A 23816-nucleotide genomic window follows, 5' to 3' on the forward strand; every position below is an offset into this window, starting at 1 on the left:
GGAATATCAGTATTTTCCAAAAGAGCGCGCAATCAGCCTGTGCATCCCATGGATACTTAATCCGCTACCAAGGTACAACATCGGACATTTGCCGGTCATTATATTACCTGCTGTGCCTGAAGCCATTTCACGTACTTTTTCTGTATCCGTCCTCCAGTGGACCCAGATATCTTCACAACCTCTGCCAAGAAGATATTGTATGATATCAGCAGGTTCCATAGCTGTAATACCTATCACAACTTTTTCCACCGGCAGGGACAAAGCTTCAAGAGCAGCCTGGACCTGAGATGCACCCAGATCCTTGATGTCCAGAGCCTGCACGGATAAGCCTCTATTTTTGAGCTCATCGATGGTCAATTTGATAGCCGGTTTTGATCTATCGGTCACTATAAGATAACTGTTACCTTCCCAAAAGCTTTCTGCATCATTCATACTATGCCCTCCCTATCCATGCCATACTAGATCAGTTCAGCAAGCGAGGTAACCTTGCCTTCTTTTGATCTCGATATCATCACTTCTATTTTCTTAAAGGCAGGTACACCCGTGCCTGCGGTATCAGCTGCCACAAGAACATTAGCCCAGGGCCCATTGATCATGAATGCTGTTCCCGGATGAGGCTGTTCAAGAACTGAAATCCCTACTTTCAGTACTACTCTTCCGGAAGTGTTTTTCGCAAGTATCATATCCCCTGATTTAAGTCCCATCTTCTTCATATCATCCTTATCCAGTCTGATGATGGAAGAAAGCTCGGCATATTGCTCACTGAACCTGGAATTTTCCTGGGCGGTGTTCTGGAATATATCCCTGTGGGTAACGATGATGAACTTGAACTCAGGTTCTGCGAGGAATTGTCCGAATCCCATCATATCTCCTCCATGATACGTGTGATGATCTGCTCATCTGCCAGTTTCTTTGTGTCAATGATCTGTTTAAGTACCACTTCCACACCATCCATGCGTATTGCAGTGCCTCCGCATTCAACACCGCTAAGTGCTGAGGGAATGGTCACTTTGGACACCCTGGAGGTCAGGTTCTCGCAGGGATCAATGGTAATTAACGGGACCTTACTGAGTTTTTTTGCAATTGCCCCGGGGAGGCTTGCAAGAGGATCAGAGCCAATGATCATGGCTGCATCTATAACGTCATTGCTGATGAGTTCCACCACAGATTGCTGTGGCCCATGTTCTACTTTTTCTCCTCCGAAATACACCCTGTTGATATGGCCAGTTTCCCTGAAAAGAGTATGATCAAAACCACGCATATTGTATTGTCCCACCATGGGTATCAGATGGAATTTTGAAGTTTCGTTGAGCTTGTTCATTAAGCTGAAGAGGGGGTCCAGAGAATTCAGAGAATACGTCATGCCAAGACCTGCAAACACTACTCCGAACTCTGCCTTTTTCAGTATATTTGCTAATTCCAATATCCTTTTGGGATCCATGTTGAAAGATGTCTTTGGAACCTTACTGGATAGAGCACTAAGAAGAGCACCCATGAATTCCGGATCCGCTCCAACCGGGATCTCGTAGAGCTTATCGCTGCAGACTGCAGCAGTATCCGACCTCCTCACATCTATGATCACAGCGGTCCGGTCCTCTTCCCAGCCTCTCTGGCGTTGTTTTCCCCGGGGGAAGTAAGAATACATGGAAAGATGCCGTGGATGAGAATGTGAAGGATCCGCTCCCCAGAATACGATCACATCAGCCATGTGTCGCACTTCATCCAGAGTACAGGTCGGTAGTTTTCCATTGAGGATAGCCTCAACCAGGGGTCCCTGACAGAAAGAAGATGTATCATCAATATGTGCACCAAGTTTTCTTGCAAGCTCTATGGACTTTGTCTGGGCTTCCAGTGTGGAATTCCCGTGCCCGAAGATAAGAGGATGCTTTGCTTCTTTCAGTATCCTGGCAGCTTCCTTTATTGCAGTGTTTTCATCAACTGTTTTTCCATCCACTGTGCATGGCATGGGTGAAGCGCAGCCTTTCATGCGGGAAACACCTTTCAGGCATGCTGTATTAACTCCAGTGACCCTGCTGTCCTGCAGCTCCACTGTAATGTCATCACATAATAAGGCACAACCTGTGCAAACAAATGGTCCGTTGTCCAATGATATCACTCCTGAAGGGGATCATACAAATTCTATTGCTTTTGTGGGGCATGTGTCTATACATGCATAACACAGCGTCTTGTTGGAGCCAAAACGACGGCATTCCTGGATATTCACCGGCCGTACTATGCCATCCTTTATGTATAGGATTACTTTGTCATTGGTCGGAGCCTTGCCACTACCTGTTCCTTCCGGGTCTGCCACCACATTTACCGGGCAGGCAACAACACAATTGCCACAACCAATGCATTTGTCCTTGTGTACAAGAAAACCAGTTTCAGTGACATCACCCACCGGAGTTATCAGTTCATTCAGTTTTTCATAGCCGGTAAGATATTTTTCTTCCTTAAGAGGCGGGCAATCATCTATGCTGATCTTACGTGCCAGCAGATCCACTGCAAAGGCCATACAGGTCGCCTTACCGCATTTTTTGCAGTTTGTTTTTGGCAGCAGCTGGTAGATCTCCATCAGAGTTGGCATTATCAATGTTCTCCTTCAGGACCACTTACTGGCCATTGCCATTGTTCTTAAAGAACAGTCCACAATGACAACTTCCATTGGTCTTGATCTCTTCTTCATGATACACGCATGGACAGATTATATTCTTATCCTCGTCCTTGTCCCCGGTAACTATCCTGCAAGGACAGTACTGGTGCCCGAGCTCATTTCTGTTCCGTGTCAGACCATCGATAACTATATGCAGCATTTCTTCATCGGGGTTAAGAATATATCCTTTTTTATCTGCATATCTTATGAGCCATCCTCTTGTCTTTTCAACTATGTGTTCATGTTTGATCATTCATCTCACCAGAATTTACGATTGATCTCTGTGGGTCCATTTACCTTTTTCAGACCCACGGGTCCATTGAAAATACGATTATTACGGGAATTGTGGATTTCCAGACATGTTTCAGGAATAAATATATGATCCAAAGGGTCCACTCCCATATATTATGGAAGGGATGTATTAAATGTGTAACGCTTAGTGGTTGCCTGTCTTTCTGTTCTTATATCTTTGTAACGGAAGATATTAAAATAATTTTCATTCCGGCAGAAAAGGAGCGTTTATAGGGTGCCCATGTACGGCAGGAACCCTACGCATGATAGCAATAGCACTGGGTATTATATCAACTTCAAAATTTGTTATTTATCGATCACTTTCTTTCTTTTTCTGGATTCCTGAAGTATCTTTACAGGTATTCCCGCACCTGGAACAATGAAACCTGCGATCTCCCCACCAATCTCGAACAAAGCTTCCTCAGTGAAGATCTCTGTCATCTTTTCCCGAAGAACTTTCCCTGAATAGAACTCGCCTGTGATACCGTCGAACTCCAGCACGTTCTGTTTGTTCTTCGGGACCCAGGTATACTCGAAAGCATAAACTGGTCTGAAATAGAGATCCAGGGTATCTATGCTCACAGTCTCATCCAGTACTTCATCAGCATCTATCGGTTTCAGCATTTCGGTCAGCAGTTTCCTGACAATGTATGCAGCCTTTACTTTTACAGGAAGTACTATAGTGTTTCCTTCGTTCAGCTCTGCGGTCTGTGCAAGTTCCCTTGTGGACATGGCGACATACTTGGAAAAATCTTCTTCTTTTTCAGTATAGGCATCGACAAATATATCTTTTGAATTAGCTTCCAGACAGTGTTCTACCCGTGAAAGTGTGATGTTCCTTTGCGGATCCATGGTCTTTTCTTCACCAAATATTGTTACTTTTTGAACTATTGGATCGCTGATCTTGACAATGAATTCACAATTACGTTTATATTCAAAGTGCGTGGAACAGACAGCATGCCAGAACGGTTTATATTGTTTTTCTGAATGAGTTATATTGATATCTTCAGGTTTTGGCCTTGACAGGAGGTTCTTAAGACCTCCGAAAGCTGCAGTCTTTTTGTTCCAGGCCAGTTCTTTCATTTCCTCAAATGTCTTTTCACCCGTCACTATCAGCATTCTTGGCTCATGGGTTACCAGATTAAAACTATCCATGATAATGAATAGCAATATACTTAGAAATAATGTTTTTGCGTGATTCTGGTATGTTCTTTGAATAAATGGAATTTATCAGCATATTTCCCTTCAAGGCCGATATTTTATTTCAGTACCATGGGTTCTGAAATCCGATATACAAAAATATAGAAACTAACCAGAATTAAATTTTTAAGAGGCTTGCTGAATGATCTTATTTATGCATATAACAAAATATAACCTAGTCTCCACAGCCACGTGAATATAGATCTCACAGCTATTCCACAAAGAGGACAGAGCCCTGAAATAAATCCTTTACCTTACTACCTAACCATGATGCACATGTAGTCGTACACTTAAGCTTATGTTTTTATCTCATCGCTGATCATTATACCATCTTCGAGTGTTATCACCCTGTTAACATATTCTACATGCCACGGTTCATGTGTGACCATAATAATTGTCTGTCCATATTTTTCATTCAGCTCTTTGAATACATCCAGCACTTGTTTTGAGTTGTTGGTGTCCAGGTTTGCACATGGCTCATCAGCAAACATGATATCAGGTTTTTTTGCAATTGCTCTTGCAATGGCAACTCGTTGCTTTTCACCACCCGATAATTCATCAGGGACTCGATCATGTTTCCCATTCAGGCCAACCTTAGCTAATGCTTCAAGAGCAGTTCTGTAAGATTCCTTCTTTGACTTTCCTTCCATCATAGAAAGCACATATACATTCTCTGCAGCACTCATCTCATTGATGAGTGCATAATCCTGAAAGACATAACCAACCTGAGTCAGTCTGTAATAACTTCTTTCTGCCTCCGGCAGGCTTGAAACCTCTAGCCCCCGGATAGTGTATATCCCATCTGTTGCATCGTCCAACAAAGCCAGTATCCTCAAAAGAGTCGTTTTTCCACTACCGGATGCACCCATTATGGCTACAAATTCCCCTTTTTTAATTTCAAAAGAAACACCATTAAGAGCCTTGACCGCAGTTTTTCCGGTCCCATAATATCTTTTCAGATCTTTTACTATGATTATTTTTACCGTCCCCATATGGCTTTGAGTATGCTCTCTCTGGATACACTCCAGGCAGGCAGGATCCCGGCTATCACTGACAGCGTAAGCATGGTAACTATACTTTGAATAAGTAGCACAGGATCAATGACCGGACTTATTTCTATGGTTTCATAGAAAATTACTGGATTTGCCTGGAAATAAAGCATAAGTGTAAAGTAGAGTATCAATCCTGCAAAAATTCCCAGTGAAACGTAGAAAGTGCTAAGAAATGCATAGGACAACACAATAGATCTTGGGGTAATACCTACCGCTTTGAGAATTCCGATCTCTTTTTTCCTGTTAAGCACATTGATATAGATAATAATAAGGACCAGCGCTGCACCTACGATCAAACTCACGATCTTGGACATCACATCTATAGCACCCATGCTTTGCATGGCCTGCCTTATGAGAGATTCCGACTTATCAGCCCATGTAAATACCTGTTCATTCACTCCAACTTCTCTGATCTTGTCCTGGATCTGTGCTTCTGTCCCTTGATCAGTGACCCTTACAACTACACTGGTAGCTTCTTTGCCTTCAAGGCCATACACATCCTCGATCTCCTTGTAATGGACCAGAGCATTCAGATCGACAACCTCAAATGTGCCTTCCATAATGCCTTTGACCTTATAGGTCCTTTTTACTCCATTGCTGTATGTTACGTCAACAAAGGATCCTGGCCTTACTTCACCCAGGTTGTCATATATCTCTGATCCGAACCCCGTCCCTGCTATCATAGCCCCGATGATTATCTCGTTCCGGGAGAGATCACTTAAAAATTCTCCTTCACTGATAATGTACGGATAGCGAGAAATATCATACTCTTCTGTGGGAAGCATGCCGGTTATCGTTACACCTACGACTTTCTGCTTATGGTTAATAGATGCTCCCACATCAATCCTTTTTGTTGCAGCTCTCACCCCTTCTACAGCCCGTACTTTCTTCAATACATTATCTGCATTGTTAATGTAGGTATTATCACCAGTTGGTTCAATGACAATATCTCCGTACGGATAATCCTGCATGAACCCGGTGAACATGCCTAAAAGTCCTCCTATCATTGACGGAAGAAACACTAAGTTCAAAAAAATGAGGGAGAGGACAAAAACAATGAACGTCAGTGTTTTCTTGTTGCCTCTCTTGATACTGCAGTAGGCAATAAGAGCTCCTACCCGTATATCATTGATCATATTGTAGCCTCATTTATTCTTGTTGTCAGCAGAATTATCTCCGCCTTCCATCAACTGCTTGATCACGGCATCTTTTAATTTTATTGTCCTGTAATTATAATAGATAAGGCCGCCAATGATTACCAGAATGATCAATATAAGCAGAGCTGTGCCTACTCCACTATCCTTTTTCATGACGATCAGATTGACCTTCGTTTCAATTTGTTCTTCCCCAAAATCATCAATATATGTTATTGTTACCGGGATCTGGTATTCTCCTGCTCTGTCGGCCACAAATGTAATTACTGCAGGCCCGTCTTCGTTAGTATCAAGAGTACCTATAAAAGACTCTTTTAGTCCTTTGAACGGATGATCAGCGTAGACCCTTATTGAATTAATTGTCCTCTCACCAGAGTTTTCGACCCTCATGGTCAGTTCTACAGTATCACCCTTGCGGGGAAGAACAGGGTCAACCTTCACAGATGCAAGATTTAAACTTCCTTTTTTGTCAAGTATGGTGAGTTTAATGTTATACTCATCCTTATGAATGCCATAATCATCTTCATAGTTTATGATAACCGGGATCTCAAAAGTTCCTGATCTGTTTGCCTTGAATTTGAATAATGCCGTTTGACTGCCATTTGAACTAAGAGTTCCGATCGTAGAGTTCTTTATTCCCTGGAAATCATAGCCTAAATCGACTGCCAGGGATTTTGCTATTCCTTTGCCAAAGTTCTCTATCCCTAAATTAAGATCAACTGTATCTCCCTCATAGATATATTCTGGGTTGGTCCTGACAGACGAGATCCTTGGTTCGGCATGCTCACCTATCACTATTACTTCAACCTCATAATATGCTGTTCTTGTTACATCCTTATTTCCATACGTCAGTTTCATTTTTATGATATGAGGACCGGGTTTGGCATCCGGGGTTGTTCTCATATGGTATCTCAACTGCCTTTCACTGTTACTGTAAACAAATCTGGGAAAGTGAGCAACGAGACTTTCCGTAACCATGATATCCGGGGGGATGCTGATTATTTCAAAAGTGATATTTTCAGGAATCTGGGTACCGCAGTTCTCAAGACTTATCCCCACAGTGAACTCTTTATTGATCCCGACTGAACTGGGGCTGATGTCCTCTACGACAGCTATTAAACATTCGTCACCAGAACCTGCTTCAGCTGTAATACTTCCCAGAAGGATAAACAAAAAAAGTGATACCATAAAAAATGTTGATCTTGCATTAGAATTCATTCTTTATTCATCCCTTCAAAATCATTTATGTGCATGCCTTTTGATAATGATCTGTGGTCACTTGAAGCATTTCTTAAGCGTCCCCATTTTTGCTTATGATCGGATTATAAGTAAAATTCAGATTACATTTTTTATGTTTTTATCTTATTTTTAAGTTGTTATGTTAATATCACATACACCATCTGAGTCTAGTCATACTCTTACTGGAGAATGTATCTCTTCAGAATAATAGCAGTTATCTCTATCTTTTTGCTATCTGAGTAGATTTTTACTATATGAGTAGAAGAATTTTAACCCAATTCCTAACTTCAACTTGTCCATCAGTTCCGCAAGCGCAACAATAATTATGTAGTCCCGATTAAGATATTCTTTTAGCAAAATCAGAGTTAATAACTTGTGCTGTACATATCTTCTTTTGGAAGATTTGCAATTACATAGGGAGATCATTGCCTTTATCTTTCAGCGGAAAACAATGATCATGAGAAGCATTCTGTATTAATAATCAGATCAAAATAAAATTAAAAGTGGCTTTTATACAAAGCCAAAGTTTATATACTAGTTACTTTACTTGTATTCTGATAAGTGGATAATTAAGATTTACTTTAGGTATTATGGGAAGTACATAAATTCGTGGTAGGAAAGATACAAAAGAAGCATGCGAAGATGTGCAAAAATGTGGAATCCTATCATTTTTTAGACATTTTATATGTCTTCTTAGGCTGAATTATCCCAAGATTAATGTTTAAAAAAATAAGTGAATATTTCCAGCAGTGTGGTGGTTAGGTCGTGATAACTTTTTAAAAGCAATTATTATGACACAAAGTAGCCACGGTTTAGTTCATTAGAATAAATAAACATTAAGATTGTCAAAATATGAATTATTTATGGTGGAGTATATTATGGAATACCAAGAAAAAAAGGATCGATCACAAAAAAATATTTTTAAACTTTCAGGAGTCTTGTTCCTTTTAATAATCTTAAGTGTCGGCATTGTAGCTGCAGACAGAATTGAAGATGTAAAATCTGACAAATCTGCCCCTATCTATAACTCTTTTACTATCTATAGCACAGGAATTGCAACTTCTGATCTGAATGCCAGTCTGACCCCGACAGACTTGGTGAACAGTTTACTTGGAGGAGGAGTTTCTGTTTCAAATGTTACATTTACTGGAAATAATAGAGCATCAGGACTATTCAGTGGTGGTAATGGTATCATAGGTTTTGATAGTGGTGTTATCCTGGGTACCGGGGATATAAATAACGTTATAGGTCCTAACAAATATAATAGTACAGGAACTAATTATAGTTTGCCTGGTGATGATGTGCTGGATGGCCTGATTCCCAGCTATAACACTTATGATGCAGCAATACTGGAATTTGACTTTGTACCAAATACCAGCCAAATGACCTTCAACTATGTTTTTGGTTCAGAAGAATACAATGAATATGCAAATACGGAATACAATGATGTCTTTGGTTTCTTTGTCAATGGGAATACCACAGATTTTAACATCGCACTACTTCCAGGCATAACTCCACCAACACCGGTTTCCATTAACAGTGTAAATGGTGGATATCCATTGGGAACCGATCCCAAGAACCCTGAATTCTATATTAATAATGTTCTTCCAAACGCTACAATTAACACCGAACTTGATGGCTTGACGGTTGTTCTTACTGCTATAGCTAATGTAAAGCCCGGAGAACTAAATCACATCAAATTAGCAATTGGAGACGCTGGTGATCCATATCTCGACTCTTACGTTTTCATTCAGGCAGGAAGTGTAATGTCCCTTAAACTCAGTCTGACACCTTTAAATACTACAAATGAGGTGGGTACAAGTCATACTTTGACATCCAGACTGGTAAATACTAATAACGAGCCGATATCTGGAAAGACAATTACTTTTACGGTATCTGGTCCAAATGCCCAGAATGGAACGGCAGTAACGGATAGCAATGGTAATGCTACATGGAGCTACATTGGATCAAACGCAGGTACAGATACTATCGTTGCTATCAATGACGAGGAAACTTCAAATCCGATCTCAACGGCTTGGGTACAAGTTGATCATGAAGTATCCATAGACATCGAGAAGTATGTATGGAATGGCACTGACTGGGAAGATACTGACTCAGCACCAGGTCCGTCTTTGTCCTTTGATCCGGTAAAGTTCAAAATAGTGGTTAACAACAATGGAAATGTTACGTTGACAGGAGTCAATGTTACAGATGACAAGTATGGTCCGGTACTTCTCAACAACACTACTCTGGATCCAAATGCTTCCACTGCAGCTGAATATAATGTGTCCATATCTCCTGGTCAGCAGATAAATAACGCTACTGCTTCCGGATATTATAACGGTACGGAATATACAGATCAGGATAGTGCATACTACGTTGGCACTAATGCGAATGTTCACACTGCTATTAATGACAATAACCTGCGCGAGTCATCCTCGTGTTCTGTGCTTGGCACTACAACCTATCTGGATGTTGGAAATAACGAATCCCGTGCCAGGGATGTGATGTTGTTTGACCTTAGCATGTATGATAAAAATGATACAATATCCAGGGCGACACTTTCACTCTTCTGGTATTACCCTGAATCCAAGACACGCACTTCTGATACTGTAGTTGAAGTGTACAGACCAGCGCAGTGGAACCCGGAGCATGTGACCTGGTATTATTATGACTATCACAGAGCGTGGCAACCGGTAGGTGGAGCATGGTTCGATGTTAATAACATTGCACAGGGCAACGTTCCGTATGCTTCAGTAACTTTCCCGGCAAGCACTGTGCCTGATAATCAATACCATGACTTTGATGTCACACAGCTTGTGCAGGAATACATAAGCGGTACTTATGAAAACACTGGTTTCTTCCTGAAAGCTAGTACAGAGAGTGGCAATTACATTGCATTCTATAGCTCTGAGTGGTCTAATCCGGATCAAAGACCTAAACTGACTGTGGAACTTTAAATAAGGCCAGTTACAATCGTTTGAGCGGAAATAATTTCGCTCAATTTCTTTTTTATCTCATCGATCGTGTGCTTTAATGGTACACATAGATATGAAGCATGTTAGGACCCTGCACCCATCCCAGATGTTACTTATCCTGGACTTTGTGCGGGACTACATCAGACTATATTCCAGGGCATCCCCATCTACAGCAACTACGACCTTAAATTTCCTCATACCCGCACCCGTACAGTGCAGGATATGGATAACATGCAGCAGGGAACTTTCGTCATGGACGAGGCCTGGTATACCTTCGATTCCCGTGCTTTCTCCTCCAAGACTAACATGCTCGGCTCCTACATCCTCTCCAAACTTGCAAAACGCAACATGAACGCATACCTTAACATGCAGTCCATGGACCTCCTTGACTCCCGCTTCAGGTATAGGATGCAGGCTATCCTAATTCCTGAAACCTACAGGCAGGACCAATCAGGCAAACCTCTTATCCTCGAAGTCCAGGCCATCACCAAGGATAAATGGGGCTTCTATAATTTCCTGCCCCAATCCTACTTCTTTGATGTCTCGCAGGTTCTTCACCTCTATGACACCACCGAAGAACTCGACCCTTTAACTTAATTTACCACTTCGCCCGCCCCACAATCATGGCAAGCGACCCAGGCCGCCCGCCTGATGGCGGCGGTAGGTAAGTATACTGAACTGAAGAAATAAATTAGGAGAAACATTCATACTTGGTTTTTCTAAAGACAAAATAAGGTTGGCTACTAATAGTGTATTGGGAGTCTATTTAAATTAAACGGGATTAGTCGAAATGCTCTATTACTCTCTTATCTTCAATATATGAAAAATATTTTGCTAAGGCTGCTAACGTAATTCCACATACTATTTTTCCATTTCTAATCATGTTTTTTGTATCTTCAATTGAATAGAAAGATACACCATTTATGTCTTCTGCTTTCTGCAATTCTGTTAGTTTCTTAGTCTCACTAATATTAATTTTTACTAACCTAACTCCAATAGGAGTAATAAAGAATGTAGTATTCTGGTATAAATCGCCGAGATCTATTGATTCAATCAGTTGATATTCTCCTATCTCTTCTTCAATCTCCCTTAATGAACATTTAACCCTATTTTCTTCATCAGAATCTGCAAAACCACGAGGACAACTTATAAAGTACCTTTCTGGCATAAATCGATATTCTTTTAGTAAACCAATATTACCATCTTGATTAACTACAACGGAAACACAATTATGAGCTCTTTCTTCAATGCCAAAAGTGTCATACTCAAATGAATTATGTTCATTTAAAACGGCAAAATAATAAAGGGTAACACCTAAATTAGAATTTTGAAAAACAATTCCATTACTAATATCCGATTTCCAACCAAAATGGATTGATTTTTTTTGATACAAAAAATCTTTTTTTGCAACAACATTTAGAAGAATCTTCTTTTTCATGTTTTCACGTAGCTATTTTATCACTTATCAAGTAATTTCTGGTACTTTTTTACAACATCTGTTAAAAGATTGATCAGAACACCTATAAGTACAGTTCCTGAATGTTGAATAATTAGATCAACTGCTTGTTCTACTGGATGAATTGATAGCTGTAGAATATGTGAGTTACTACTTGTAATAAACATAAAGCATATCATAAAGATAATAAATTTCTCATCTACCTCATTTCCAGAACCAAGCATGGATTTATTATATGTATTTAAGACATCATCCACTATATCAATAAATTCTTCATGAGATTTTTGTTCCTTCAACTTATTATATATATGTTCATCTGTAAGAAGTACAAATTTTCCAGCTTTTTTTAAATATGATATTTCTTCATGGTTCAACTTTTTTGAGTTGTACTTTCCAATTAAGTCAACAATGTTTTTTTCAATACTTCCTAAATTTTCATTTGAATTCATATTTTTTCCTCTATTCTACTGCTTGTAAGTTAGTATATTGAACAAAAGGAATAAGAAATGGTTTATAAAAAACACGTGAATTTTGTACAAGATAAGATAAATCCCAAAGATATGTATTCTCCGCAGACCAATTTTCTTTAAGAACACCTATAAAATTATCATGCACTTTTGGATGTATTTTCCAGAGAGGAGCAATTATTGACTGCACATTTCTTGATAACAAGGATGTAACAAGACCTACAACTTCATTTTCATCTGTATATTTACATGATCCTCCACTGCAGGCACCTATAAATACATTTTTAACACTTTCAAAGTTAGAAGGAGACATCAGAAAATCGTAGGGTGTAATGAATGAATTATAAAGCATAATATTAGAAGCATAAGATGTAACTATATTATTGTTAAAATAACAATGCGTTGAAAAACAAATATAATTATATCTATTGCTATTTAAAGATTCCATGTATCTTTCGATTGTTGCGTTTTTACATGTTAGCAAAGTATCTGTAGAACTTAACGAAGGTATTTCTAGTTCTTCTTTTTCATTACATAAATTATTGTACTCATTATATGGTGATGAAATCCATAGATATTTAATAGGAACCTCATCTTTTAAAATAAGATTGTTTTCTTTTAAAATATAACGTATTGAAGGCGAATAAAACACATTAAAGTTCTCTCTTAAATCTTCGCCATCTTTATTTATTAAATGAAGAGGAAATTGAAATAGTTCACCGTCGGGAATTATAAATATATTTTTTATGTGTTCTGTATCAACAGTATCACGCAACTTAATCGCATCATTCAATTTGGCCATGACTTTATATAAATCAGAATTTCCTGCACCCATACTTTCTTTTAATTCGGTGTCTTGAATTGTAGCTTTAATCTGATTTATAAGATCGATATGTGATTCTTTTTCCAATTTTACTACTTTTTTTATTTTATCTCTTGTTATAAAGAAAATCCATATTGTGTTATCTTTTGATTTTTCATTATCTACAACCATGAATTTAATTACTAAAGTTTCTTTATTTTTTGGTATTTTGCCTAATCGCATTATTAACTCGCTTACCAAATTAGATTCAATTTGCACACAACTATTAATATTTTCGATTGGAGATTTGAGCATGTCTTCATAAGCTAACAACAGATCTAAATAGTCAACATTGATATCATTTGATAACATAATTGAAGTTGAGAGACTTTTTTGAGTATCGATTTCTGATTTCTGTTTATTATTGCGACCTTCTTCTTCAATCTTTTTACAAACGTTCAACTTACGTAACTCAACATTTTCTTTTTGTTTGTCAGTGGGATGAAACTCGCCAGACTGTATTAATTCTGCTAACTCCAAAGTACTACGGCAATTGTATTTCTCAGTGAATTCAATAGCTTCATCGTATTTTCCATTATCCAATAAATTTCGAGTCTTGCAAGCAATATCATCTCTTATGATTCGTATTACTTGCCTTTTATATAACAACGCTGAAAAAACATTTTGAAGTTTTTCTGCAATACAGAGCTTTGCATCTGCAATCGTTAAAAAAGTTAAAGGATTATCTGTGCTATCTCTTAATTCAACATTTGGATTATTTCTTAGAAACACCTTTATTGAATCATAATTATATAACAAGCCCATTTTGTCTTCGGAATTTATATCTAAATTTAAATTATTCTTGATTATTGTTGTTACTTCCTCTTGGTTAGTGGCCCTCTTTATCTTTTCTTGATAAATTATAGACTTCCCACGTTTCCATTTACCATTCAGGACTTCTCTTTCATATCTATTTATAAGCTCTTCGTCAACAGTTTCACGATATTTGCTTTTAAGTATTTCAAAAACCACTAATAAAGCTCTTTTTGATTGTAATTGTCTGTAAATGTCGTTATATTCTTCTCCATACTCCAAAGATTTTTCATTAGCTTTTTTTGCATCATTAATTCCATCTGGATAACATTCTGGTAATAACTCTCCCTTTTTAAAAATAGAAATATATGTTTCAGCTAAATTATGATACAAACTTGCCATCCCATGACCATAAAATATTTTTTTCTTGTTGAAAATTGCATTCTCTGCCTTACAGTAATCAATTGCGTCTTTATATGTTTTTATAAATGAATTTATTTTAATTTTACATTCGTCTTTACGCTCCTCAGGTATTTTATCTGGGAGCACTTGATAATAAAGCTCAAATTCAGTTCTTATAATATTACTTTTAGTATCCGGTAAGAAAACTTTTATGTCGTTGAATTTTTCAGCCAGATCATGAGCTTTTTTGAAAAGAACTAAAGCAGAAGGGTAATTACCACATCTGTAATTAATCAATCCACAAGAATTAATATATCTAATTGATTCATATGGATTATCTGTAATTACAAGACTTTTAAAAGTATCATCTGCAATTGAAATTAAATTAAGACCTGTTTCAAGATCCATTTCACGGTCACAAATTATAATTCTTCTACAAGAACACGCAATCAAATCCCAATCTGAACTACATCTAATAAATTCATCAAATTTTGTTTTCAAATGATCGTCAAATTCAAGGTTTGGTTCATTGTATAAGTCAAACCTATCTATTAACTTTTGAACATCATCTGAAATTTGGAGCATAAATAGTTATAGAGATAGATACTATTTAAATTAGGTCAGAGATAAAAACAATATTTTAATAAGTTTTGTATATAATATCAATGTTTATTCCACAAATTGGAACAATGAAATAATCCGTATTTAAACGAGGACGTCAGCGCATCTAAAATTCTTTAAATGCAAAATTAAAGGGAATTCACATCAAAACATGGACAGTGCCAAGATAGCATCAATCAAAAAGTGGAGTTAAAGATATTATGAAAAATTTACAAAAACCGAAATATTTCAATAAGATGTCTGTATTGTTCCTTTTGTTATTTTTATTAGTTAATCTTGTATCTGCAGAAGTGCTTGAAATGCCAGTAAAAGGCATGAAAATGGAATACACCAGTTGCCCAATTACAGAACAGTACAAATATTCCACAGTATGGACTGGGAATTATGACAGCGGATGTGAAGGAACCGGCACACATGTAGGAGTTGACATTCCCTTACCAGAAGGTACAGATATTTATGCTATTGCAAATGGAGTTGTATGGAAGATAGGGCGTTATGGTGTAAAAGGTACTAAGGATTTTGGGGCTCATGTTGTACTTAAACATGATATTGAGGGTATTGGAGTATTCTATTCAGTTTATGGACATTTAAAAAATGATACCATTCCAAAAGAAATAGTTGAAAATAAAACTGTGTTAAAAGGAACTATAATTGGGAAATCAGGAAACACAGGTTATGTATTAGGTCCCACTGGTTTGCATTTACATTTTCAAATTGAAAAAGATATAGCTGGACAACATCCTTATCTAGTCTTACCAGATATCAAAACAGTTAAAGAAAAAACATATAACCCAATTGTTTTTATCAACACATACAAAAATTATGATGAAAAAATAAAACCAGGTACCGTACTTGAAGGGACTTTCAATCAATACAGACATGGTTCGTACCCGATGATAATGGAGGTTACAGATGTAAACGGAAATGAATTCAGTGGACTACTTCATTGGCCAACACTTAAAGATAGTAAAACAAAGTTTAGGGGAACGATTGATTTTGAGCAAAATAAAGTTTGGTTCACAGAATACGAATTAATACAAGGATCAAATATAGTTCTTGATGGTAATTATTATGCAGAACTAACTGGTAGCACTCTCAGTGGATATTGGATTTGGCCAAGCGGTAAAGAAGATGGCAGTAATTTTTTGATAAAAAAAGTCAATGATGTAAACAAACTTCTCACACTTGCTGCAATTGGTGATAAAATCGTCAATGAGAATTCGCTACTCACATTCGTTATTTCAGCAACTAATCAAGATGGTGACACTGAAACTTACTCTGCCATAGGTATGCCACTTGGAGCTACTCTGGATACAACTACAGGCGAATTTAGCTGGACGCCAGGTACCGATACTGTAGGAACATATGATGTAACATTCTCCGTAACTACCAATGGTTTAACTGACTCCGAAACTATTACTATTACAGTGAAAGAGGAATATTACGATGACGAATCTCCTAAAGAATCTACAGAATCTACCTTTAAAGAGCCTTCGAAGGCTCCGGGATTCGTCTTATCCCTAGCTGTTGGAATGTTTTTATTAGCACAAAAATATAGAGGAAGGATGTGATCCTCTTCCTTTTCCATCAAATGAAGGGGAAAACTATGTCTGTGGTATGGTTGCCTTCGTGGGACGCCAGGTCAGGCTTGAAGTGGAAGGTGATGAGTTCTTCATGGATCTGCTTTTCTACCATACCCGCCTGAAATGCTACATTGTGGTCGAGCTCAAGGCCGGAGCCTTCAAACCCGAACACATAGGACAGCTCAACTTCTACCTTTCTGCAGTGGATGCACAGATCAAAACACCTGAAGACCGACCCACCATCGGACTTCTGCTCTGTAAGACAAAGAAACGTCTCATCGCAGAATATGCTCTCTCCGGTATGGATAAACCCATGGGAGTGGCAGAATACCAGCTTGTCCACGCCCTCCCCGAGCCTCTGGACACCTGCCTCCCCACTATCGAGGAGCTGGAAGCCAGTTTACCCGAAGAACTGGAAAATGAGGAATAATGATCGAGAACAGAAATATTAAAAAATAACTAGTGAGGGGGGGCCCTCACACACTCTCCCTCAATATCTTCGCGATCCTGGCTCCTTCTCTACAAGCTCCATCAAGGCCATGGCAATATCAGACCGCTTCTTTTCCAGATCCACAGCAACATCAACCCTCAAGGCCATACCACAGCGGGAACAAAAAGTCGAGTTCGGCCCGTTCAGCTGCCTGCACCCATCCCAGATATTCCTTTATCTTGGGCGAGCAGGAAATTCTCATATCTTTCTAGTGATCTCTAGTGGTTATAGGGTGAAAGTAAAATCTGTAATTAGGGAGTTGGAATGAAAAATCAAGAAGCCTCGGACGGGATTTGAACCCGCGGCCTCGTCCTTACCAAGGACGCGCTATACCCCTAAGCCACCGAGGCACACAGAATCAGTGGGGCAACCCTGTAATATACAGAATCTATTAATAAGGTTTCGGTTGAATACAACCGATTATAAGAGCCAGCGGTCATCGATGGGGAACCGTTCGTTGATCCACATGAGCACGCCATTATGGTGCACTATTTTGTAGGAACGGGAGAGCACGGATCGTGCGCCGAAAAGAGATTCCTCTTTATGGAGCTCGATATCCTCGAAGTCCCGGCGAGTCTCGATGTTATGATCACGCAGTATCCTGCCAATAGGGATATCAGCCTTCATCATATCGCACTTAACACCCGGCGGCATTTTCTCAATGGCAGAAAGAGAACGTGCGTACACGTAAGACACCTCCCCGGCAGTGAGAGTGACCACACGATCATTGATGTCCGCACCCACTTCCACTTTGAACATCTGTGCCATCCACTCATCCGCAGGGGTGATGTGCTGATACTCAGTCACCACTGTCGTTGGATGGCCGGTCATTATCTCCAGCAGGAAAGTCACAGATCCGTCAGTACCGGCGCATACCCGCAGACAGGTGGGGATGCGGAAACCCTTCAGTTTTGCAAGAAATTCGCTGTCCATAGGAATTGATTTTTTAATACCTTCACAAATTTACGTGGATACGCTCTGTTTCGCCTTCTTCAGGCGCTCCTTGGCAGTGTATCCGGTAGCCTGATACAGGAAATCCCTGTATCTCTTATTCGTTTCCAGAATAATTTTATCATCTTTGACCGTAGTATCGGATTCAGTATCTACTGCCATTTTCTTGTTCTGTATCCATACTGTAAGCGTCTTGAAGACGCCATAGGATATTACAAGCTTCTCCCCGTTATTCGTTATCTCGGCTGGAAAACTCTCAGCCAGGCAATCATGGATCCTTTCAAGATCAAGCTTATATCCACGTTTCAAAGTGTATTCCTGCATTGCTATCATCTTCTTAATTGCTGGTAAAAAGCATAAACATTCCGGTATTTTCAGCATTGACCCAATATTCATTGTTTTTGGGAAATAGTACTAAGAAAGCCTTCCCCAGCCTGTATAAGCTCATCTTTCCTTTGCTCAGGCATCCTGTCATAAGCAGCTATCATCATCCCCATCCTGAAGTTATTGCGCAGCACATCCCTGTGCCGGTCAATGAACCTCCAGTACAATCCATCCCATATCTCACACCACCGACCTTTTTTGTAATCACTCATTTTCAGGATGTAGGCTGAACCGGAGATATAGGGCTTTGTAGCCAGGCTCCCGCCGTCAGCGAACTGGCTCATACCGTAGACGTTAGGAACCATTACCCAGTCCGCAGCGTCCACGAATAGCTCCATGAACCACCTGTACACCTCATCCGGATGAATGCCGCATAGAAGCATGAAATTCCCCAGGATCATCAGACGCTCTATATGATGGCAATAACCCTTATGCATAACCTTTTTTATCGTGATATCCACAGGCTCGATACCAAGTGTACCGTGATACCATCGCTCGTCAAGCAACCCATTATTTTCAAAGAAATTACCTCGCAGTTTTGAGGAATGGTACATGCCCCGTACAAACTCCCGCCAGCCAATGATCTGTCTCACAAATCCCTCCAGGCCGGACATCGGCACATCCCCGTTATCCTTCGAATATGCAATCGCCCGCTGCACCACTTCATCAGGGGTCAGCAGTCCCAGATTGATCAATGGTGAAAGCAACGAATGGAACAGGAAATGTTCATTTGCGGCAATGGCATCTTCATAGGGTCCGAAAAACCTGAACCTTTCAGCCAGAAAATCTTCCATCCAGTCCAGAGAAGCCTCCCGCGTGGTCGGCAGATAAAAATTAGAAACATCTCCAGGATTCTCCGGGAATAACTGCTCTACAAGCTCTGTCACTTCCTTAGTATGAGCTGTCCAGTCTGCGAACCTTATTGGAGGTATCTGTATCCCCTTTGGTATTTTTTTCCTGTTCTCATAATCCAGGCTCCATACTCCTCCTGCTGGGGTCATTCCTTCATCCACAAGTATATGTAGCCTTTTGCGCTGCCAGATATAAAAATTATTCATGAGAAGCTTCGTTCTCCCATCCCTGTACTCTTTGAACTCCCGGATATTTGTCAGAAAACCAGGATTGTCCACAAATTCCAGTCTGACCCCATGTTGCTCGCAAAACTGCCTGATCCCCGAAGCAAAAAGATCGTCATCGAGCTCATAGGTAACAACATGCTTGATCCCATGTTCTTCCAATATATCAAGCAGTTTCTCTTCGTACGGCCTGCCATCAGTAATATCAAAATATGTCACTGCATGTTCATGCAGAAGCATATCCCTGTACGAGCGCATAGAGGACAATATTAGCACAAGCTTATGCTTATGATACCTATATCTGGAGCATAGACCAAAGTCTTCGGCCATGAAAAAAAGGGTATGCCTGTCCGGTTTCAGCTGTTCTGTAGAGGAATACAGGCAATTGCCAGGTATAAATACAAGTTTTGTGTATTTTTGATCCGTATGCTCACCTTGAAGAAGATATAAAAGCTCTTTAGACCGGTTTTTTCAACAGTTGTTATTTGTACCCCATTCTATTTGTACCCCATTCTTTCAGGAAGAGTGTTTATTTTTCAAGCACCTTTCTGCCTTTTTCACCCAGCAGTATCACATTCTGGACCTTTTCAAGGGCTATTTTTCCAAGCTCCTCAAGTTCTTCCCAGGAAGGCGTGGGCTCCTCATGTCCCAGAAACGGCCTGTCAAAATCCGTCTTGCTCATGAACTGGTACAGCATCATCTCATCCGCCCCCTCCACAGTCTGCAGTATACGGCGAATGGTTTCTTTATTTACGTACTCCGGGATCACCCGCACCCAGACACGCAGCCACTTCTGCTTTGCAATATCAAGGGATTTTTCAAGCAGGTCTATGTATTTCACAGTGCGCTCCCCGGACATGCCTGTAAGCTCCATTATCCCCTCCACATCGTCAAGCGGCGCTTTGATCTCCAGCACAAGACCATGTATGAAAGGCAGAGCCTGCTCAATAACATCCGGCTTCATGCCATTGGATTTGAGCAGCACCTGCTTTCCGGCTGCATGCAATCCCTCAAGCAGGGGCAGCAGTTCCTTCTGCAAAGTCGGCTCCGCGCCTCCCAGATAAACGGTCTTCATAGAGGAAGAACTCGCGAACTCCAGAGCTGTTTCCAGTGAAACTTCAGTGAAGGGCTGATGAATATGTACACAATAGGGGCATTTCATGTTGCAGCCTGCAAATTCCATCCTTACCTGCCCTTCGGCCTCAGACAACTTGATCACACGCATTTAATGACTCACTCCACATAAGAATAGGTATAGGTATAGAAATTAGAAAATACCCCGTATAAAGACTTCTGCTAACTGCTACCACAATTAAGATATGTATGTAAATATAACTTGTTCCAAAGAAAAACGTGATATTGAAAATCACACAGGAGTGGTAAATAATGGTAAAGATGACTCAAGAAATTATGGACACCATATCAAAGCAGAACCCGGTACCTGTAGCTACATCAAGTGCGGATGGCACCCCAAACGTTGCATTGGTGGGTTTTCTCAAAGTAATGGACCCCGAAACCATTATGATATCGGATAATTTCTTCCTTAAGACGGAAGAAAACCTCAAACACAACCCAAAGGTTGCCTTTGTGGTATATGATGGCTATACCAGAAAATGTTTCCAGATAAAGGGCAGTGTGAAAATGATCACTGATGGTAAGTTATTCGATGAAATGAAACAATGGGTGGACTCAGCCAAGCCTAACATGCCTAAGAAGGCAGCTGTTGTGGTACACGTGGAAGAGGTCTATGATTCTATGCCAGGTCCTCATGCCGGGGAGAAAATTTTCTGAAATTACGGAAAACTGTGGTACCCCATGTACCATGGTACTTTTTCTAGTTGTCCGTTTACTTTTTATGCTGAAGCTTAATATCAGGTCTCTGCAATAGGTGAGGCGCATGGCAAAAAAACTAACGATTGAAGATCTGAAACCCAAAAAAGAAACTGAAGAAGAGCAGCTTGAAGACCTCTACGATCTCGTAATCCCTCCGGGAACTCCTTCTTACATCATATATGATATAGTTGAAGAATTCGAACTCGAACCCGTGGAAAGAAAGATATCAGTGAACATAATAGAATGTGATCAGAGGGACCTGCTGGCACTGCGCGGTAAACTTGAAGTTGTGCAGGCTGCCGAAAAGGTCCTGTATGATGAACTGAATGCATGGGTCAACAGCAAAGAGTGATACACACCCTTACTTTTTTAATGTCAGCCACTGAATTGACCATTCATTTATTCATTCACCAATTCCCGTAATGACATCTTTCGTGAGATCAAAAACAATAGCTTTTTCGTTCTGATCTTGGATCTCTACCAGTTTACTGTCGGTAATCTCACCTACAGCAGCAGCAGTGAGACCTACCTGAGAGAAAGTTTGCAGGCATTCCTGTACATTCTCCGGTTTGACCGTGACAACATAACCTGTAGCAGGATATATTTTGAGCCACTGCTCAAGGTCCATATTTTCAGGTCGGGGTATTTTGGCAAGATCTACGCAAGCACCTACCTTACTGGTCTCACATAACATACCCAGAGTACCTATAGAGCCAGGGTTACTGATGTCCTTCCCGGCAGTTACAAGCTTCCTTTCAGCTATTGTTACCATCACCAGGTAACATTCCCTGACAAATTGCGGATCTTTAAAAGAAGTAGTATCCCAGCTATAGGGAGAGTTCTTACCTACCCTGCCATCCATATCGTATGCGAAGACAACGATATCCCCGGGAATTGCAGTATCGCTTCTTATAAGACAGTCCTTTTTAGCTGTACCAATGATGGCCACTGCAAGGGAATTATACGGTGTGTCAGGATGAGTGTGTCCTCCCACCATGGGAACACCGAATTTATTGACACCATCCCTTATGCCTTCCATAATGCCTTTAATGGACTCCGGGTCGCTGGAGGACATAATGTTCACCATGGCAAGAGGTTTACCCCCCATGGCCGAGATATCGTTAACATTGACAACTACGGATGTGTAACCAGTCCACCATGGACTTTTTTCCACGATCCTGCCCCAGATACCATCGGCAGCAAAAAGGATCACATCATCTCCGCCCGTATCTATAACAGCAGCATCATCGCCAAAATCTGCGATGACATTACCATATTCATGACGCACGCTCTCGAATATCTTAAATATCTCGGCAATGGGTTTCTTGCGTGAAACCCCTTCAAACTCCCGCAGATGACGGGCAAGCATTTCCAGGCCCATGAAGACCACCACGGATCAATAGTATCTACGTTATATTTCTTCGGCCTTCTTTACCATTTCCATCTTAATGGTATTGCGGCGCTCTTCGCTCATCTGGGAAAGGTCCTTTCCGATAAGACCAAAAGCATCTGACCTGCACTGGCGACAATGCCTCATCTGCTGCACATAAGGTTCACACGCATTCTGCAGCTTCTGCCTTTCTTCGGGGGTTGGTGGTTCCATATCTGCGAACTTAGCCTGACAGATGAGCGGCATGATATTCATTATATAGACACCCATCTCATGGATCTTCTTCGCCACTTCAATTATGTGCTTGTCATTGATGCCTGGCACCATCACGGTATTGATCTTGATGACAAGACCTGCATCCACAGCCATCTTAATGCCTGCAAGCTGATTCCTGATAAGGATCTCAGCAGCCTCCACCCCTTTGTACATCTTACCCTTGTAGACCACATGGCTGATAAGTTGTGCCTCGATTGCCGGGTCTATGGCATTCAACGTTACGGTCAGTGTGTCTACGCCTGTCTCGATGATCTCGGGCATCTTATCAGGAAGTGCAAGCCCATTGGTACTCAGACAGAGAGTGACCTCCGGGAACTCGGCCTTGATAAGCTTGAAGGTCTCGAAGGTCGCATCATTGGCCAAAGGGTCACCCGGGCCTGCTACTCCAACTACCTTAATGAACGGGAATTCCTTGAGCACCTGTCTGGTCCTTTCCAGAGCTTCATGTGGGGTCAGTACTTCACTTGTTACACCGGGACGGCTTTCGTTAACGCAATCAAATTTCCGGTCACAGTAGTTACATTGGATATTGCATGCAGGCGCAACGGGCAGGTGTATTCTGCCAAACTTGTGCTGTGCCTCTTTTGAGTAACAGGGATGTTGTGCAATGATCCTTTTCATTTCTTCCTCCTTACCGGAGACCGTTATATCGCATATATTCTTTGTTTCATCTGACATACCTGTCACGCCCACAGCACTATAAAT

Annotated in this window: 25 protein-coding genes and 1 tRNA gene; 7 read left to right on the forward strand and 19 right to left on the reverse strand. The window is 40.4% G+C overall.

From position 1 onward, the window contains the following. Positions 1–6: 6 nt before the first annotated feature. The 9 genes from METHO_RS08660 to METHO_RS08700 form a co-directional block, all read right to left on the reverse strand. Positions 7–432, reverse strand: coding sequence for a hypothetical protein (locus METHO_RS08660; RefSeq protein ID WP_015325155.1), 426 nt, complete (start codon positions 430–432; stop codon positions 7–9). A 26-nt stretch (positions 433–458) separates the two neighbouring features. Further along, on the reverse strand, positions 459–863 hold the full coding sequence (locus tag METHO_RS08665) for a molybdopterin dinucleotide binding domain-containing protein (RefSeq protein ID WP_015325156.1): 405 nt from the start codon (positions 861–863) through the stop codon (positions 459–461). Beyond that, positions 863–2107 (reverse strand): formylmethanofuran dehydrogenase subunit B, encoded by a 1245-nt coding sequence (locus METHO_RS08670; protein WP_015325157.1) that lies wholly within the window; start codon positions 2105–2107, stop codon positions 863–865. Before METHO_RS08670 ends, METHO_RS08665 begins: the two co-directional genes overlap by 1 nt. Positions 2108–2128: 21 nt before the next feature. Beyond that, positions 2129–2587, reverse strand: a complete 459-nt coding sequence (locus METHO_RS08675) for a (Fe-S)-binding protein (RefSeq protein ID WP_015325158.1) — start codon at positions 2585–2587, stop codon at positions 2129–2131. Positions 2588–2612: 25 nt separating this feature from the next. Then, positions 2613–2906: a ferredoxin-thioredoxin reductase catalytic domain-containing protein gene (locus METHO_RS08680; protein ID WP_015325159.1), complete on the reverse strand. Its 294-nt coding sequence runs from the start codon at positions 2904–2906 to the stop codon at positions 2613–2615. A gap of 344 nt (positions 2907–3250) precedes the next feature. Further along, positions 3251–4099, reverse strand: a complete 849-nt coding sequence (locus METHO_RS08685) for a hypothetical protein (RefSeq protein WP_015325160.1) — start codon at positions 4097–4099, stop codon at positions 3251–3253. A 341-nt stretch (positions 4100–4440) separates the two neighbouring features. Further along, on the reverse strand, positions 4441–5136 hold the full coding sequence (locus METHO_RS08690) for an ABC transporter ATP-binding protein (protein ID WP_015325161.1): 696 nt from the start codon (positions 5134–5136) through the stop codon (positions 4441–4443). Then, positions 5124–6332 (reverse strand): ABC transporter permease, encoded by a 1209-nt coding sequence (locus METHO_RS08695; RefSeq protein WP_015325162.1) that lies wholly within the window; start codon positions 6330–6332, stop codon positions 5124–5126. Before METHO_RS08695 ends, METHO_RS08690 begins: the two co-directional genes overlap by 13 nt. A gap of 9 nt (positions 6333–6341) precedes the next feature. Then, complete coding sequence (locus tag METHO_RS08700) at positions 6342–7568, reverse strand: COG1361 S-layer family protein (protein ID WP_015325163.1); 1227 nt, start codon at positions 7566–7568, stop codon at positions 6342–6344. A gap of 899 nt (positions 7569–8467) precedes the next feature. On the opposite strand from METHO_RS08700, the gene METHO_RS14000 reads away from it, so the two are divergent. From METHO_RS14000 to METHO_RS08710, 3 genes are all read left to right on the forward strand, one after another. After that, the gene (locus METHO_RS14000; RefSeq protein ID WP_015325164.1) at positions 8468–10549 is read left to right on the forward strand and encodes a disaggregatase related repeat-containing protein; all 2082 of its coding nucleotides are present in this window, start codon (positions 8468–8470) and stop codon (positions 10547–10549) included. A gap of 76 nt (positions 10550–10625) precedes the next feature. Then, complete coding sequence (locus METHO_RS13735) at positions 10626–10919, forward strand: hypothetical protein (RefSeq protein WP_156811091.1); 294 nt, start codon at positions 10626–10628, stop codon at positions 10917–10919. Then, the gene (locus tag METHO_RS08710) at positions 10916–11164 is read left to right on the forward strand and encodes a hypothetical protein (RefSeq protein WP_156811092.1); all 249 of its coding nucleotides are present in this window, start codon (positions 10916–10918) and stop codon (positions 11162–11164) included. Before METHO_RS13735 ends, METHO_RS08710 begins: the two co-directional genes overlap by 4 nt. A gap of 184 nt (positions 11165–11348) precedes the next feature. Here METHO_RS08710 and METHO_RS08715 read toward each other — a convergent pair whose 3' ends face one another. The 3 genes from METHO_RS08715 to METHO_RS08725 are packed head-to-tail and all read right to left on the reverse strand — an operon-like array spanning position 11349 to position 15092. Next, complete coding sequence (locus METHO_RS08715; RefSeq protein WP_015325166.1) at positions 11349–12005, reverse strand: NUDIX hydrolase; 657 nt, start codon at positions 12003–12005, stop codon at positions 11349–11351. A gap of 20 nt (positions 12006–12025) precedes the next feature. Then, complete coding sequence (locus METHO_RS08720; protein WP_015325167.1) at positions 12026–12472, reverse strand: hypothetical protein; 447 nt, start codon at positions 12470–12472, stop codon at positions 12026–12028. A gap of 10 nt (positions 12473–12482) precedes the next feature. After that, on the reverse strand, positions 12483–15092 hold the full coding sequence (locus METHO_RS08725) for a CHAT domain-containing protein (RefSeq protein ID WP_015325168.1): 2610 nt from the start codon (positions 15090–15092) through the stop codon (positions 12483–12485). A 236-nt stretch (positions 15093–15328) separates the two neighbouring features. Between METHO_RS08725 and METHO_RS08730 the strand changes: the two genes are divergently transcribed. Both METHO_RS08730 and METHO_RS08735 read left to right on the forward strand, forming a co-directional pair. After that, positions 15329–16699 carry a peptidoglycan DD-metalloendopeptidase family protein gene (locus METHO_RS08730; RefSeq protein WP_015325169.1) on the forward strand — a complete coding sequence of 457 codons (1371 nt, stop codon included), beginning with the start codon at positions 15329–15331 and terminating at the stop codon, positions 16697–16699. 58 nt (positions 16700–16757) lie between these two features. Next, on the forward strand, positions 16758–17141 hold the full coding sequence (locus METHO_RS08735) for a PDDEXK nuclease domain-containing protein (RefSeq protein ID WP_245546271.1): 384 nt from the start codon (positions 16758–16760) through the stop codon (positions 17139–17141). A 338-nt stretch (positions 17142–17479) separates the two neighbouring features. Here METHO_RS08735 and METHO_RS08740 read toward each other — a convergent pair. From METHO_RS08740 to METHO_RS08760, 5 genes are all read right to left on the reverse strand, one after another. Continuing rightward, a tRNA-Thr gene (locus METHO_RS08740) sits at positions 17480–17551 on the reverse strand. A 70-nt stretch (positions 17552–17621) separates the two neighbouring features. Further along, complete coding sequence (locus tag METHO_RS08745) at positions 17622–18134, reverse strand: chorismate--pyruvate lyase family protein (protein ID WP_015325170.1); 513 nt, start codon at positions 18132–18134, stop codon at positions 17622–17624. A gap of 30 nt (positions 18135–18164) precedes the next feature. Continuing rightward, complete coding sequence (locus METHO_RS08750; protein ID WP_048831304.1) at positions 18165–18476, reverse strand: DUF5611 family protein; 312 nt, start codon at positions 18474–18476, stop codon at positions 18165–18167. A 68-nt stretch (positions 18477–18544) separates the two neighbouring features. Then, positions 18545–20008 (reverse strand): cryptochrome/photolyase family protein, encoded by a 1464-nt coding sequence (locus tag METHO_RS08755; RefSeq protein ID WP_015325172.1) that lies wholly within the window; start codon positions 20006–20008, stop codon positions 18545–18547. Between the two features lie 133 nt (positions 20009–20141). Next, positions 20142–20837: a radical SAM protein gene (locus tag METHO_RS08760; protein WP_015325173.1), complete on the reverse strand. Its 696-nt coding sequence runs from the start codon at positions 20835–20837 to the stop codon at positions 20142–20144. A gap of 161 nt (positions 20838–20998) precedes the next feature. On the opposite strand from METHO_RS08760, the gene METHO_RS08765 reads away from it, so the two are divergent. Together METHO_RS08765 and METHO_RS08770 are read left to right on the forward strand one after the other, a co-directional pair. Beyond that, positions 20999–21403, forward strand: a complete 405-nt coding sequence (locus METHO_RS08765) for a pyridoxamine 5'-phosphate oxidase family protein (protein WP_015325174.1) — start codon at positions 20999–21001, stop codon at positions 21401–21403. Positions 21404–21509: 106 nt separating this feature from the next. Next, on the forward strand, positions 21510–21797 hold the full coding sequence (locus METHO_RS08770; protein WP_015325175.1) for a hypothetical protein: 288 nt from the start codon (positions 21510–21512) through the stop codon (positions 21795–21797). A 51-nt stretch (positions 21798–21848) separates the two neighbouring features. Here the strand turns inward: METHO_RS08770 and METHO_RS08775 are convergent, their stop codons facing one another. After that, a complete protein-coding gene (locus METHO_RS08775) occupies positions 21849–22826 on the reverse strand; it encodes a methanogenesis marker 2 protein (RefSeq protein ID WP_015325176.1) in 978 nt (325 codons plus the stop codon). Positions 22827–22856: 30 nt separating this feature from the next. Next, the gene (gene nifB / locus METHO_RS08780; protein ID WP_015325177.1) at positions 22857–23789 is read right to left on the reverse strand and encodes a nitrogenase cofactor biosynthesis protein NifB; all 933 of its coding nucleotides are present in this window, start codon (positions 23787–23789) and stop codon (positions 22857–22859) included. Between the last annotated feature and the right edge of the window lie 27 nt (positions 23790–23816).

Origin of the sequence: Methanomethylovorans hollandica DSM 15978, from assembly GCF_000328665.1 — an archaeon.
Classification (GTDB): Archaea; Halobacteriota; Methanosarcinia; order Methanosarcinales; family Methanosarcinaceae; genus Methanomethylovorans; species Methanomethylovorans hollandica.